The organism is Streptomyces sp. 71268 (assembly GCF_029392895.1).
Classification (GTDB): domain Bacteria; phylum Actinomycetota; class Actinomycetes; order Streptomycetales; family Streptomycetaceae; genus Streptomyces.
This window is the reverse complement of sequence record NZ_CP114200.1, coordinates 8,195,115-8,208,332: the sequence shown is the minus strand read 5'-3', so window position 1 is coordinate 8,208,332 and position 13,218 is coordinate 8,195,115. Positions and strand designations below refer to the sequence as shown.

At 73.6% G+C, this 13,218-nt stretch carries 14 protein-coding genes; 9 read left to right on the top strand and 5 right to left on the bottom strand.

Annotated elements, in window-relative coordinates; translation table 11 throughout:
- Positions 1–62 precede the first annotated feature (62 nt).
- From OYE22_RS32640 to OYE22_RS32630, 3 genes are read left to right on the top strand one after another with little or no spacing between them, the layout of a single operon-like run.
- Positions 63–806, top strand: coding sequence for an ABC transporter permease (locus OYE22_RS32640; RefSeq protein ID WP_277323805.1), 744 nt, complete (start codon positions 63–65; stop codon positions 804–806).
- 2 nt (positions 807–808) lie between these two features.
- A complete protein-coding gene (locus OYE22_RS32635) occupies positions 809–2,050 on the top strand; it encodes a histidine kinase (RefSeq protein ID WP_277323804.1) in 1,242 nt (413 codons plus the stop codon).
- Positions 2,047–2,652: a response regulator transcription factor gene (locus OYE22_RS32630; RefSeq protein WP_277323803.1), complete on the top strand. Its 606-nt coding sequence runs from the start codon at positions 2,047–2,049 to the stop codon at positions 2,650–2,652. The genes OYE22_RS32635 and OYE22_RS32630 overlap by 4 nt, the downstream gene beginning before the upstream one ends.
- 75 nt (positions 2,653–2,727) lie before the next feature.
- Here the strand turns inward: OYE22_RS32630 and OYE22_RS32625 are convergent, their stop codons facing one another.
- Positions 2,728–3,351, bottom strand: coding sequence for a histidine phosphatase family protein (locus OYE22_RS32625; protein ID WP_277323802.1), 624 nt, complete (start codon positions 3,349–3,351; stop codon positions 2,728–2,730).
- A 216-nt stretch (positions 3,352–3,567) separates the two neighbouring features.
- Here OYE22_RS32625 and OYE22_RS32620 point away from each other — a divergent pair, with 216 nt between their 5' ends.
- A complete protein-coding gene (locus OYE22_RS32620; protein ID WP_277323801.1) occupies positions 3,568–4,038 on the top strand; it encodes a DUF3574 domain-containing protein in 471 nt (156 codons plus the stop codon).
- A 28-nt stretch (positions 4,039–4,066) separates the two neighbouring features.
- Here the strand turns inward: OYE22_RS32620 and OYE22_RS32615 are convergent, their stop codons facing one another.
- On the bottom strand, positions 4,067–4,864 hold the full coding sequence (locus tag OYE22_RS32615) for a PaaX family transcriptional regulator C-terminal domain-containing protein (RefSeq protein WP_277323800.1): 798 nt from the start codon (positions 4,862–4,864) through the stop codon (positions 4,067–4,069).
- Positions 4,865–5,076: 212 nt separating this feature from the next.
- On the opposite strand from OYE22_RS32615, the gene OYE22_RS32610 reads away from it, so the two are divergent.
- Positions 5,077–6,723, top strand: a complete 1,647-nt coding sequence (locus tag OYE22_RS32610) for an acyl-CoA dehydrogenase family protein (protein ID WP_277323799.1) — start codon at positions 5,077–5,079, stop codon at positions 6,721–6,723.
- Positions 6,724–6,869: 146 nt separating this feature from the next.
- Here the strand turns inward: OYE22_RS32610 and OYE22_RS32605 are convergent, their stop codons facing one another.
- The 3 genes from OYE22_RS32605 to OYE22_RS32595 are packed head-to-tail and all read right to left on the bottom strand — an operon-like array spanning position 6,870 to position 7,877.
- Positions 6,870–7,196, bottom strand: a complete 327-nt coding sequence (locus OYE22_RS32605) for a DUF1048 domain-containing protein (RefSeq protein ID WP_277323798.1) — start codon at positions 7,194–7,196, stop codon at positions 6,870–6,872.
- Position 7,197: 1 nt separating this feature from the next.
- Positions 7,198–7,554, bottom strand: a complete 357-nt coding sequence (locus OYE22_RS32600; RefSeq protein WP_277323797.1) for a DUF1048 domain-containing protein — start codon at positions 7,552–7,554, stop codon at positions 7,198–7,200.
- Positions 7,551–7,877: a PadR family transcriptional regulator gene (locus tag OYE22_RS32595; RefSeq protein WP_277323796.1), complete on the bottom strand. Its 327-nt coding sequence runs from the start codon at positions 7,875–7,877 to the stop codon at positions 7,551–7,553. The genes OYE22_RS32600 and OYE22_RS32595 overlap by 4 nt, the downstream gene beginning before the upstream one ends.
- Positions 7,878–8,826: 949 nt before the next feature.
- Between OYE22_RS32595 and OYE22_RS32590 the strand changes: the two genes are divergently transcribed.
- The 4 genes from OYE22_RS32590 (at position 8,827) to egtB (ending at position 13,178) form a co-directional block, all read left to right on the top strand.
- Entirely contained in the window at positions 8,827–9,177 is a 351-nt protein-coding gene (locus tag OYE22_RS32590; RefSeq protein WP_277323795.1) for a hypothetical protein, read from the top strand.
- Positions 9,178–9,289: 112 nt separating this feature from the next.
- Positions 9,290–10,045: a DUF4239 domain-containing protein gene (locus OYE22_RS32585; protein WP_277323794.1), complete on the top strand. Its 756-nt coding sequence runs from the start codon at positions 9,290–9,292 to the stop codon at positions 10,043–10,045.
- A 479-nt stretch (positions 10,046–10,524) separates the two neighbouring features.
- Entirely contained in the window at positions 10,525–11,811 is a 1,287-nt protein-coding gene (gene egtA, locus OYE22_RS32580) for an ergothioneine biosynthesis glutamate--cysteine ligase EgtA (protein ID WP_277323793.1), read from the top strand.
- Positions 11,808–13,178, top strand: a complete 1,371-nt coding sequence (gene egtB, locus OYE22_RS32575) for an ergothioneine biosynthesis protein EgtB (RefSeq protein WP_277323792.1) — start codon at positions 11,808–11,810, stop codon at positions 13,176–13,178. Before egtA ends, egtB begins: the two co-directional genes overlap by 4 nt.
- Positions 13,179–13,218: the final 40 nt, after the last annotated feature.

Genomic DNA, 13,218 nt, shown 5'->3' with positions numbered 1-13,218 from the left:
CGCACACCGCATCGGCACCCCCGCTCGCGGCCGCGCCCACGCGGGGTTCCACCACGGCCCGCATGGCCGCCCTCGGTCGAGCCGAGCTGACGCTGCTGCTGCGCAGCAGGGCGTCCCTGGTGACCGTGGTGCTCCTGCCCAGCACGGCGGCCTTCGCGATGCGCGGCATGGTCGACAGGTTGGACCTCGACGGTACCGGCCTGTCGGTGGCCACCGTCATGCTGCCCGCCGCGCTGGCGATGGCGCTGCTCTTCGCCGTCTACACGAACCTGGTCGGCGTGTACGTCGTGCGCCGCGAAGGCCTCGTCCTCAAGCGGCTGCGTACCGGAGAGCTGCGCGACGGGGAGATCCTCATCGGCAGCGCGCTGCCGGCGCTCTGGCTGGCACTGGCGCAGTCCGCGCTGTTGGGGGCCGGGATGACCGTGTTCCTGGACGCGCGGGCGCCGGTCGCCTGGCACCTGGTGGTGCTCGGCCTGGTCCTCGGGATGGCGATGCTGGTCGTCGGGGCGGCGCTGACGGCGGCGTTCACCCGGACGGCGGAGAGCGCGCAGGTGACGTACCTGCCGTTCCTGTTGGTGACCATGGGTGGTTCCGGGGTCTTCGCGCCACGCGAGTTGCTGCCGGACGCGGTGGTCGGTGTCGCCGCCTGGCTGCCGTTCTCGCCGGTGATGGACCTGCTGCGGGGTGGCTGGACCGGCGACCTGGGCGGCGCGGAGCAGGTCCGGGCGACGGTCCTCGCCTTGGTGTGGACGGGCCTGGCGGTGTTTGCTGTGCGTCGGTGGTTCCGCTGGGGGCCACGGAGTTGAGGGTGGCGAGCGAGGTGAAGGTGCCGGGGAGCCTGAACGTGGACACGTGGGTGGAGCGGTTCGGGGGCCCGGGCGGCCCCGAACGCTACCGTCGTTACACGCTCTCCAGCATCACCTTCCTCGCCCTCTTCGAGGCTGGTCTGTGGGCGTTCTGGCTCGCGACGTCGGACGCTGACGGGCGCTGGCTGGCCCTGGTGGCGGCGCTGGGTGTGACACACGTCGGCGTCCACGCGCTGCTCGCCCGGGCGGCCCTGCGCCACTACCTCGGCGCGGCCCCGCGCCCGGGCCCGCTGGTCGCGCTGTACACCGCGGTCACCCTCGCCATGGCCGGCCTGGGCTGCGCGCTGCTGGCCGACGGCCGCATCGAGGGCAGCGACCTGGAGTCGTACCTGCTGTGGCTGCTGATGTTCTACGCCGGCCCGCCAGCCCTGGCGCTCGCGCCGCGTACCAGTGTCGTGCTGGTCCCGGCGGTGGCGGTGGTGACGATCGCGGGGGCGGCGGCGGCCGGGCTGGGTGGCCGGCCGCTGGTCCTGGTGACCGGCGCCAGCCTGCTCCTGGTGCCGTTCATGGCGGTGGCGCTCCGCGCCTCCGGCGGGGGCGTGCACCTCATCGAGAGGTTGGTCGCGGCCCGGGAGACGCAGGCCCGCCTCGCCGTGGCCGAGGAGCGGTTGCGCTTCGGCCGTGACCTGCACGACGTGCTCGGCCGCAACCTCGCCGTGGTCGCGCTGAAGAGTGAGCTCGCGGCCCAACTCGCGCGCCGGGGAAGGGAGGAGGCGGTGGAGCAGATGGAGGAGGTGCAGCGTATCGCGCGGGAGTCGCAGCGCGAGATTCGCGCGGTGGTACGCGGCTACCGGACCGCCGACCTGCACACCGAACTGGCCGGCGCCCGCTCCGTGCTCGAAGCGGCCGGGATCGACTGCCGGATCGAGGACGGCCCGGCGGCACGGCTGCCCGCCGACGTGCAGTCGGCGCTGGGCTGGGTGGTTCGCGAGGGGACGACGAACGTGCTCCGGCACGCGTCCGGCGCCTCACGCTGCGAGCTGTCGGTGCGCGCGACGGCGGCGGGCTCGGCGGTGCTGGTGATGGAGAACGACGGGGCGGGTGCCGAGCCCGCTGCCGGCGGCGCCGGCCTGCCCGGGCTACGCGAGCGCTTGGCCGAGTTGGACGGCGTACTGTCCACGGAACGGTGTCCGGGCGGCACCTTCCGCCTGACCGCGCGCATCCCCTGGGAGGCGTCCGCGTGATCAGAATCCTGCTGGCGGACGACGAGCACCTCATCCGCGGCGCCCTCGCCGCGCTCCTGGCGCTGGAGGACGACATCGCCGTCGTGGCGGAGGCCGGCTCGGGTGACGAGGCCCTCGCCATGGCCCGCGCCCACCGCCCCGACGTGGCCGTCCTGGACCTACGGATGCCCGGTCCGGACGGCGTCGCGGTGGCGGCGAAGCTGCGCGAGACGGTGCCGGAGTGCACGGCGATGATCGTCACCAGCCACGCCGGGGCCGGGGCCCTGCGGCAGGCGCTGGCAGCCGGGGTCCGCGGCTTCGTCCCCAAGACGGTCTCGGCGCGGCAGCTGGCGGAGATCATCCGTACGGTGCACGAGGGGGGTCGCTACGTTGACTCCGAGTTGGCGGCTGACGCCATCGCCGCCGGCGCGTCGCCGCTGACCGCCCGCGAGGCGGAACTCCTGTCCCTGGCCGCGGACGGAGCGCCGGTCGCCGAGATCGCGACCCGGGCGGCGCTGTCTCCGGGCACGGTACGCAACTACCTGTCGGCCGCGGCGACCAAGCTCGGCGCGGAGAACCGTCACGTCGCCGCCCGCATCGCCCGCGAGCGCGGCTGGCTGTAACGGGGCGGCGCCGTCGGGGCCCACGACATGGGCCCTGCGCGACGGCGCCATTCGCCCCTTACTCCGACCCACCCGTCAGACGTGCAGGTCAGGCGGGAAGCCGGTCCAGCGCAGTGGTGCGGGAAGGTGTCCCGTGTCGTTGTAGAAGAGCACGGAGGCGGGTCTGTCCGGCGCGTACCGGATGACGGTCAGTGCGGCGTTGGCGTGGTTGAGGCCCATCCAGCGCCACGGGGGCGCGTCGAGGGCGGCTCGGACGAGCCAGCCGATGAGAAAGTTGTGGGTGACGACCAGCTCGTGTCGAGGCTCGTCGCCCTCGACGGGTGTGGCGAGGTGGGCGAGGGCCGCCTCGGCCAGCGCCGGTCCGTGCTCGCGTTCCTCGGCCGGGAACTGGGACAGGCGGGCGAGCATGCCGTCGGCCGACTCCGCCGGCAGTTCCGCGCGCCGCGGCAGGTAGGGGACGTAGTCCCCGGCCAGCTCCGACGCCCGCACGGGCACGCCGTCGAGTTGCTCGCCAACCAGTCGGGCCGTCTGCTCCGCTCGTGCGAGCGGGCCGTGCAGGACCAGCGAGAGAGGGCTGCCTCGCAGTCGTTCACCAAGCAGTACGGCTTGTCGGCGTCCGTTGTCCGTCAGCTCGCTCTCGTCCGGTGTGGCCTCCCCGTGCCGCGCGAGGTAGAGGTAGCGGGCAGCTCTTCCGGTCATGGGCCGAGTTCCTCCGTCAACGGTCACGATCTTGCGAATGCCTGGACGGACGCTGACACGCGCGGCGTGGTTCCGTCGCAGGTGGGGTTGGAGAACCCAGGCCGGCGTCCAGGTCCGTGGCTGACGGGCGACGGTCGGGTGTTCCAGCCGACGCGCGGAGCGCCACACTCCACGCAGTGGCACGCGCCGCCTCGCGCCCAGTGAAGGGATCTCGTCATGTCGATCACCAAGCCCCGCTTTCGGTTCGCCGCCCTGGCCAGCGCAGCCGTCCTCGTGCTGAGCGCGCCCGTCGCGTACGCCACGCGGGACGAGGGCTCCGCGGTGCCGGTGGCCGGTGCCTCGGTGGTGCACCGTGGCACGGCGTACGTGGAGACCCGGCTCTTCTTCGGCACCGCCCGGGCCGACGAAGGAGCGCCCGTCACCGACCGGCAGTTCCGCGCCTTCGTGGACCGTACGATCACGCCACGCTTCCCGTCCGGGCTCACCCTCCAGGAGGGGCGCGGTCAGTGGCGGGACCGGCACGGCACCATCCAGCGCGAGCGCTCCTACGAACTGATCCTGCTCTACCCCAGGTCGCAGGCCGGCGCCCAGGACGGCCCGATCGAGGACATCCGCACCGCGTACGAGCGCGAGTTCGAGCAGGAGTCGGTGGCCCGGGCGGACGAGGCGACCTGGGTGGACTTCTAGCGTCACTCGGCCTGGGGCCCAAGCCCCGTCAGTCCACCCGGTCGAGCACCGTCGTGCGGAACTCCTCCTCGAACGCGGCGTACGCCTCGCGGAGCGCGTCGCCCGGCCAGCGGTCGGGCAGCAGGGGGGCCGGGAGCACCGGGTCGGTGAGCAGGTGGCGCAGGATGGCCGCCGCCACCGCGAACCGGTCGGCCAGTCGGTCGGCATCGGCCAGCGCCGTGAGGAGCCAGCGGGCCTGTCGGGCCCAGGCGTCCAGGTCCCAGAGGCGGGCGGCGAGCGGGGCCGGGTCGCCCTCGGGGGTGCCGGTGAGCCAGGCGCACTGGTCGGTCGCGGCGGGTGGGCGGGGGCGTTCCAGGTTGGCGGGGCGCAGCCAGCTTCCCTCGCGCAGTTCGGCCAGCCGCAGGGTGGCCATTGCCTGTCGCAGCGCGGCACGCTCGGTCGCGGGCCGTCGCTCCCCGGTGACCAGGGCGATCTCCCAGTCGCCGGACCAGGGGCGCAGTCGCGGGGCGCGGCTGTCGTCCTGGCGGGCCTGGCGGGCGAGCAGCCGGGCCGACAGCCGGTAGGTCCCGTCGCGTTGTTGGAGGTCGCCCGCGGCGACCATCCGTGTCAGGGCCACCCTGATGGTGCCCTCAGCGGTGCCGAAGACCTGCCCGGCGCGGACGAGTGCGCGCGCCGGCAGTTCGGCGGGATGGTGGCCCAGCAGCGTGCTGAGCACGATCGACCGCGCGGTCAGCGGGCGCAGGGTGGGCCGGCCCGCGTCGTGCGTCGGCCCGCCGGTGCCGCTGTCGTGACCGCGTTCGGGCGCGCCGCGCTCCGCCTGTCCCATGTCCTCACCCATTCCAACCCGTACCGACCCAAACCATCCCGACTCATCCCGGCTCGACCCGTCCGTGCCGGCCACGCCACCACCGGCCCGTCCCGCGTCACGTGCCCCGAGGCGATGCGACCGGAAACCGCCGCCCCAGCCCCGTGCATTACGGTTTCGCGTCACGCATCATGGAAGTGTAAGGGAATCGGTCGCGCCGCCCGGAGGTCACTGTGAGCCCCACCCATGAAGTCCTCAACCAGCCCCCGCCGCTGACGGATTTCAGCACCGCCGACGAGGTCGCCCTGTTCGACGCGGTGGACCGGGAGGGCGGCGGGTGGGCCGAGCCGGAGTTGCACGCGCTGGGCGCGCGGGCCGGGTCCGCCGAGGTGCAGGAGTGGGCGCGGCAGGCCGAGGCGTACCCGCCGGTGCTGCACACCCATGACCGGTACGGGCACCGGGTGGACGAGGTCGAGTTCCACCCGGCCTGGCACCACCTGATGACCGAGGCGGTCGCCTCCGGCCAGCACGCCGCGGCGTGGACCGACCAGCGGCCGGGCGCCCACCTGGTGCGGGCCGCGAAGTTCTATCTGTGGGCGCAGGCCGAGCCGGGCCACGGGTGCCCGATCTCCATGACGTACGCGGCGATTCCCGCGCTGCGCGCCGAGCCCGAACTGTCCGCCGCGTACGGGCCGCTGCTCGCCTCGACCACGTACGACTTCGGGTTGCGCCCGCCGCTGGGCAAGCGGGGGCTGATCGCGGGCATGTCGATGACCGAGAAGCAGGGTGGCTCCGACGTCCGACAGGGCACCACGACGGCCACGCCGACGGGCGACGGCACGTATGTGATCACGGGGCACAAGTGGTTCACCTCCGCGCCCATGAGCGACGTGTTCCTCACCTTGGCGCAGGCGCCCGAGGGGCTGACGTGCTTCCTGTTGCCACGGGTGTTGCCCGACGGCAGCCGCAACCCGCTACGTCTGCAACGGCTCAAGGACAAGTTGGGCAACCGTTCCAACGCGTCGGCCGAGATCGAGTACGAGCAGGCCGTCGGCTGGCCGGTGGGCGAGCCCGGGCGCGGGGTGCGCACCATCGTGGAGATGGTCAACGTCACCCGGCTCGACTGCGTCATCGCCTCGGCGGCCGGGATGCGGTCGGGGTTGCGGCAGGCCGTGCACCACGCGGCGCACCGGCGGGCGTTCGGCGCCGAGTTGATCGACCAGCCGCTGATGCGGCACGTGCTCGCCGACCTCGCGATCGAGTCGGAGGCCGCCACCGTGCTGGCGATGCGGCTGGCCGCCGCGCTGGACCGGGCGGAGGCCGGCGACGAGCGGGAGGGCGCGCTGCGCCGGGTCGGGCTCGCGGCCGGCAAGTACTGGGTGTGCAAGCGCGGCAGCGGCCACGCGGCGGAGGCGCTGGAGTGCCTGGGCGGCAACGGATACGTCGAGGAGTCCGGCATGCCTCGGCTCTACCGCGAGGCCCCGCTGCTGTCGATCTGGGAGGGCTCGGGCAACGTGGCCGCCCTCGACCTGCTGCGGGCGCTGGCGAAGACGCCGGGCGCCGTGGACGCGTTCCTGGCCGAGGTGGACGCGGCGGCCGGCGCCGACGCGCGGTTGGACGCCGCGGTGGCACGGGTACGCGGGCTGCTCGGCCAACTCGCCGATCCCGTACGGGCCCAGGTACTGGCCCGACGGCTCGCCGAGCAGATGACGCTGGTGCTCCAGGGCGCGCTGCTGGTCCGGTACGGCGACCCGGCGGTGGCGGACGCGTTCTGCGCCTCGCGGCTCGACGGGGACTGGGGGCACGCCTTCGGCACGCTGCCGCTCGGCGCTGACACCCAGGCGATCATCGAGCGCGCGGTCCCGAAGGATGCCCGCTAGGCACCCCGTACGGAAGCACCCGCCCGGCCGGCCCCACCGCCCACGCGACGGCGAGGCCGGGGCCGGGCGGTACCTGGCGGCTCGGCCCGACCACCGGCCGGGGACGCGGGGCCGCGACGCCCAGCCCACGGGCAGCGGCGGCGCGGTCACTCCCCGGTCGCGCCGGGCCGGGCGGCGAGGGACTCCTGGTAGACGTCCGCGTAGGTGCGCGAGTCCTTGATTAGTTCGTCGCAGAACGCGGCGACGTCGGGGCCGATGAGCTCCAGGGCCCGCTTGTCCGCGGCGACGCCCTCTTCGAAGAACTCGACGATCCCGGGGAGCAGGGGGCCGTCGGCCAGGTCGATCGGTCCGACCTTGAAGAAATACTTCTGCATTTCCTTGTAGACGATCTGATAGTCCGGCGGCAGCGCCTTGACCCGAGCCATGTGCGCCCGCCACTGCTTCTTGCCCTCGATGATGTCTCGGATGCTCATGTCAGCCCCCCAGCCGGCTCAGTTTCCGTGCGACGTTCCTGTTCAACTGCTTGCGCCAACGGTCGCGGTAGGTTCGGGCTCCCTCGCCGCCGGCCAGCGCGGCGCAGAAGCCTCGGATGTCGTCGCCGAGCACGTCGTGGAGGTCCTGCCCGTCCGCCGCCGTCTCCTCAAGCAGCGCCAGGGCGGCGTCGAGGATCGGCGTCAGGTTGCGGCCGGTGAAGTCCCCGTAGGGGTGGAGATGACCTTTGATCTGCTCCCACGCCGCCCGGTAGTCGTCCGGCAGGGCCTCGGCCCGAGTTTCGAACGCCTTCCAATCCCTGGTGAGATCGCTCCCGGTGATGGTCTCCCAGAAACTCATCTTCCGCCCTTCCTGAGCCTGTCGATGCGTGATGAGACGTACCGCCATTTCGTCCAGAACTTCGCGAGTTCCTCGCGTCCGGCGTCGTTGAGCGCGTAGAACTTGCGGGGCGGGCCGACCCCGGACGGACGCTTGGTCACCTGGACGAGCTTGTTCCGCTCCAGTCGCAACAGGATCGTGTACACCGTGCCCTCGACGACATCGGCGAAGCCGAGTTCGTTCAGTCGTCGGGTGATGGCGTAGCCGTAGGTCTCCTCGCTACCGATGATCTCGAGCACGCACCCTTCGAGCGTGCCCTTCAGCATCTCCGTCAGGTCGTCCAAGGTGAGCCCTCCTCGGCCCGCCCGGTACTGCGTAGCACCGAGTACCGCTACACAGTAGCACTAGGTAGTGGGCGGGGGTGGCGGTCGGCGAACTCGGGGCACGCGTCGCGCGAGCGAACTCCGGAGCAGCACACGCACCACCGGCCCCCGCCTCAACTCGCGCGGAGCTACGGCCGGTCACCACACCGCCCTGCCACAAGGCGGGCCCACGCCTGAGTGTTGGGCCGTAGGGCACGCCCTCACCTGGCCCTTCACCGGGATGAGTGAGTCGGTCCGGCACAAACCTCTGTCGCGCTGTTTCACCACATCGGGGGAACCTGGTAACAGTCCGGCGTGCCATGTGAGTGACGCGCGCAGCATGGCGAACGTGAATCGCAGACACTGGGCAACTCGGTTGGGCGTCGGCTGCGCGGCCGTCATCCTCGCTTCGTCCGAGGCGGCGGCTGCGCGAGGCGAGGACGTGGTCCAGGACCCCCGTACCGGCGACACCCGGTCGGCACCGACCACGGCGCAAGCCTCCGGCTCAGGACCAGCGGGTTACGCCGCGACGAAGCCGCCCCTCGCGCCCCCGCTCAGCCGCGCCCAGGCGTCCCCCCGGCCCGGCGAGCACCTGGGCGTCGACCTCGCCGTCGGCGACGGCGCCGTATCGGTGCACGCGCGCCATGGCGGCCTGTGCGTCATCGTCTCCGCGGGCGGCATCACGCTCACCATCCGCCACGGCTGCTGCCACTGGCCACCACCACCGTGCCCACCACGCCCCACGCCGACGCCCACCCCCACCCCGACACCGACGCCCACACCGACCCCCACCCCCACGCCTACTCCAACCCCCACACCCACTCCTACCCCCACGCCCACCCCGTCCGAGCCCCGTCCCACGCCGACGGGGCCGAGCCCGACACCGCCCGCGCCGAGCCCGACGCCCCCGCGGCCGAGTGCCACGCCCGGCGTGCCCACGCCGCCGGCCACCGACCACCCGGCCCAGCCCGCGACACCCGAGCCACCCGCGCCAACCGCCCCGGAGACCGGCCAGGCGGCGCAGCCGCCGTCCCGGCCCGCTCCCCCGCCGCCACGGCCCACGCCCAAGACGCCCGCGACGCGCACCCCGGCCCCCCCGCCCACGGCGTCGCCCGCGCCCAGCACCTTCGAAGCGCGCGCCTACCACCGCGCGGCGCGGCACCAGCCGCCGGACGGGCTGTCCACGGTGACCCTCACCCTGCTGCTCACCGCGCCGGCCGTGCTCGCCGCCGCGGCGCTGCGCTCGCGCTCCTCCAGCCGTGGCCGGGGGCGGGGCCGCTGACGGCGGCGGGGTCGCGCCCCGCCCCCACCGGCCGCCACACCACATCAACCGCCCGCGCGGGTCCGCCCTTCGCACTCCCACCACCGCGCATGTCGACGTACGGAGAAACCCCATGTCCGAATGGCTGGTCCTGGCCCTCGCGATGGCCGCCGCCTGTGCGGTCGTGCTCGTCATCGTCATCCTCAACCAGCGTCGTATCGGCGAGGACGACGACCCGTCGGAGACGCCGGACGTCATCGAGTACATGACGATGATGATCGGCGTGGTGTACGCGATCGTCCTCGGCCTCGCGATCGCGGGGGTCTGGGAGGCCAAGGGGGCCGCCGGGGACACGGTGCGCGCGGAGGCAGCGGCGTTGCACGAGGTCAGCGAGCGGGTGCACGTGTACCCGGCGGCGGAGCGGGAGCGGATCAGGGCGAGCGTGACCGCGTACGTGCGCTACGTCGTGGACGAGGAGTTCCCGCACATGGTCGACGAGGGCGAACTCACCGAGCGGGGCGACGCGCTGATGCGCGAGCTGCGACACGCCGTGGTGGAGGCCACGCCGCGCGATGAGCGGATGGCCCAGACGTACCAGCCGCTGGCCGACCAGGTCGCCCTGGCCGACGACGCGCGCGGCGCCCGCGGTCAGAGCGCGGGGGCCACGATCCCGGGTGTGGTGTGGTTCGGTCTGATCGGCGGGGCGCTGGTCGCCGTGGGCATGGTGTTCACGTTGCAGATTCGGCGCTCGGCGCGGGAACTGGTGCTCGCCGGCCTGTTCAGTGCGCTGATCGCGTTCCTGCTGTTCCTGGTCTGGGACTTCGACGCGCCGTTCGGGCGGTCGGCCACGGACGCGGCGGAGCCGTTCACCGACCTCTTCCGCCTCTGACGCCCGCGCTCCCCGCCGCCCGCCGGCGTCCCGGCACACCCTCGCTCCCACGCCAGGGATCGCCGTCCCACCCCGGCGTCCGCCCGGGCCCAGACTGTCCGTCACCCTGAGCCCGGCCCGGGCCACCCGGGTCGGGTGTGCCACCCGTCTGGGCCCCGGCCCCCGTACCGCCGCACTCCGTCGGCGTACGGGGGCCGGGGCCCGTCCGCGTGCCGCGCGAGACCCGGAAGAACCGGGCGCGGGGCCCGCCCCGGGCCTCGGTGGGCGGACGCGGAGAAGCGCGGGCGGGTGGAAGATCGCGGACGTCGCGAGAGGTTTCGCGGCCACGACCGTACGATGAGCTGTGGTGCTCGCATCGCGGGTTGGGAAGTGTCAGACGCCCCCTTGAGCGCGTGCGTCGCGTGGCTTTAGGTGGTGTGGGGGCGATGAGCCCTCACACCGAGCCGGACCCTCGGGTCCGGCGGACGGGAGGCCCTGGCATGCCCGAACAACTACGACCGTCGAGAGCGCAGACGGTCACCGAGGACGAGGTCGAAGCACTCGTCCACGGCATATGTTTCAAGACCGGACCACCCACTCGCCTGGGTGTCGAACTCGAATGGGTGCTGCACGACCTGCACGACCCCGCACAACCGCTGCACCCGACCCGGCTGACGGCCGTGACCGAGGGGCTGCGGACACTGCCGCTGGAGTCCGCCCTCACCTTCGAACCCGGCGGCCAACTCGAACTCAGCTCCCGCCCGGCCGCCTCGCTCACCTCCTGCGTCCAGGAGATGGCGGAGGACCTGAGCGCGGTCAGAGCCTTCCTCGCCCCGATGGGACTCGGCATAGCGGGCCACGGCCACGATCCGTGGCGTCCGCCCCGCCGCCTGCTGGACCTGCCCCGCTATCACGCGATGGAGAGCTATCTCGATCGTTGGGGCCCGGCGGGCCGCACCATGATGTGCCGTTCGGCCTCCGTTCAGGTCTGCCTGGACGCGGGCCACGAGGAACCGGGGCCGCTCGGGTACGGGCGGCGGTGGCGGCTCGCGCACCTGCTCGGCGCTGTGCTGGTGGCCGCGTTCGCCAACTCCCCCCTCGACCAGGGCCGGCCCACCGGCTGGCGCTCCACCCGCCAGGCCGCGTGGGCGGCGATGGACCCGGGACGTACCCAGGCGCCCGCCACGGACGCGGAGCCGCGCGCCGCCTGGACGGACTACGTGCTCCGGGCCCCGGTGATGTGCATCCGGGACACGGACGGCGGCACGGGCCCGTGGGAGGTGCCGGTGGAGGAGTTGCGGCTGCGCGACTGGGTCCGGGACGGCCGGCCGCGGCCGCCGAGCCTGGAGGACGTCAGCTACCACATCTCGACGCTCTTCCCGCCGGTCCGCCCGCGCGGTCACCTGGAGCTGCGCATGATCGACGCGCAGCCCGGCACGGACGGCTGGATGGTGCCGTTGGCCGTCACGGCGGCCCTGTTCGACGATCCGGCCGCGGCCGAGGCCGCCTACCGCGCGGTCAAGCCGCTCGGTGACACGGCCGGTGCGACCCCCGCGCCCCGCAACCCGCTGTGGGAGCGGGCCGCCCAGCGGGGGTTGACCGACCCGGAGCTGCACGCCGCCGCCGTGGCCTGCTTCGCCGCGGCCGAGGAGGCGCTGCCCCGGATCGGCGCGACACCCGAGGTGTGTGCCGCCGTCGCCGAGTTCCACGCCCGCTACGTCGCCCGGGGTCGATGTCCCGCCGACGATCTGCTCGACTCCCTCTCCGGGAAGGAAGGCCGCTCATGACCCGCATCCAACCGGGGTCCGGGACGTTCGCCGCGTCCGCCGAGCCCACGCACGACCCGGAGCTGCTCAGAGCGCGTGCCCTGGGCGCGCTGACCACCGCGCGCGAGCGCACCGCGCTGCTGACCAGTTGCGTGGCGGACGAGGAGCTGACCGCCCAGCACTCGCCGCTGATGTCGCCGCTGGTGTGGGACCTGGCCCACATCGGCAACCAGGAGGAACAGTGGCTGCTGCGCACCGTGGCCGGGCGGGAGGCGTTGCGGCCGGAGATCGACTCGGTCTATGACGCGTTCGAGCACCCACGCTCCGAGCGCCCCACGTTGCCGCTGCTGTCGCCGACCGAGGCGCGCGGCTACGCCGCCGACGTGCGCGGCCGGGTCCTGGACGTGCTGGAGCGGGCGCCGCTGCGCGGCGGGCCGCTGGTCGACGCCGCCTTCGCGTTCGGCATGATCGCCCAGCACGAGCAGCAGCACGACGAGACGATGCTCATCACCCACCAGCTGCGGCGCGGTTCCGCCGCGCTCACGGCCCCCGAACCGCCGCGCGCGCCGGCCGACGCCGCCGCCCTACCCGCCGACGTGCTGGTGCCCGGCGGTGAGTTCACCATGGGCACCTCGACCGAGCCCTGGGCGCTGGACAACGAGCGTCCGGCGCACCGCAGGGAGCTGGCCGCCTTCCGTATCGACACGGTTCCGGTGAGCAACGGGGCCTATCTGCGGTTCATCGAGGACGGCGGTTACGACGAGGCCCGCTGGTGGCATCCGCGGGGCTGGGAGCTGGTGCGCGAGCACGGGCTCAGCGCGCCGCTGTTCTGGCGCCGTGACGGCGCCACCTGGCTGCGTCGCCGGTTCGGCGTCGTCGAGCCGGTGCCGATGGACGAGCCGGTGGTCCACGTGAGTTGGTACGAGGCGGACGCCTACGCCCGCTGGGCGGGGCGGCGGCTGCCCACCGAGGCCGAGTGGGAGATGGCGGCCCGCTTCGACCCGGCCACCGGCCGCTCCCGCCGCTACCCGTGGGGGGACGCGGACCCCACGCCCGAGCACGCCAACCTCGGCCAGCGGCACCTGTCGCCGGCGCCGGTCGGCGGCTATCCGCCGGGCGCGTCCGCGTTGGGCGTACGACAGCTCATCGGGGACGTGTGGGAGTGGACGGCGAGCGACTTCCTGCCCTACCCCGGCTTCGTGGCCTTCCCGTACCGGGAGTACTCGCAGGTGTTCTTCGGGGACGCGCACAAGGTGCTGCGTGGCGGGTCGTTCGCTGTCGACCCGGTGGCCTGCCGGGGCACGTTCCGCAACTGGGACCTGCCCGTGCGGCGGCAGATCTTCGCCGGCTTCCGCACCGCCCGCGACGCGCGACCGGAGCAGCGGTGACGGGGGCCCGGAAGAGTCGGGCGAAGGAGGTGGGGCGCTG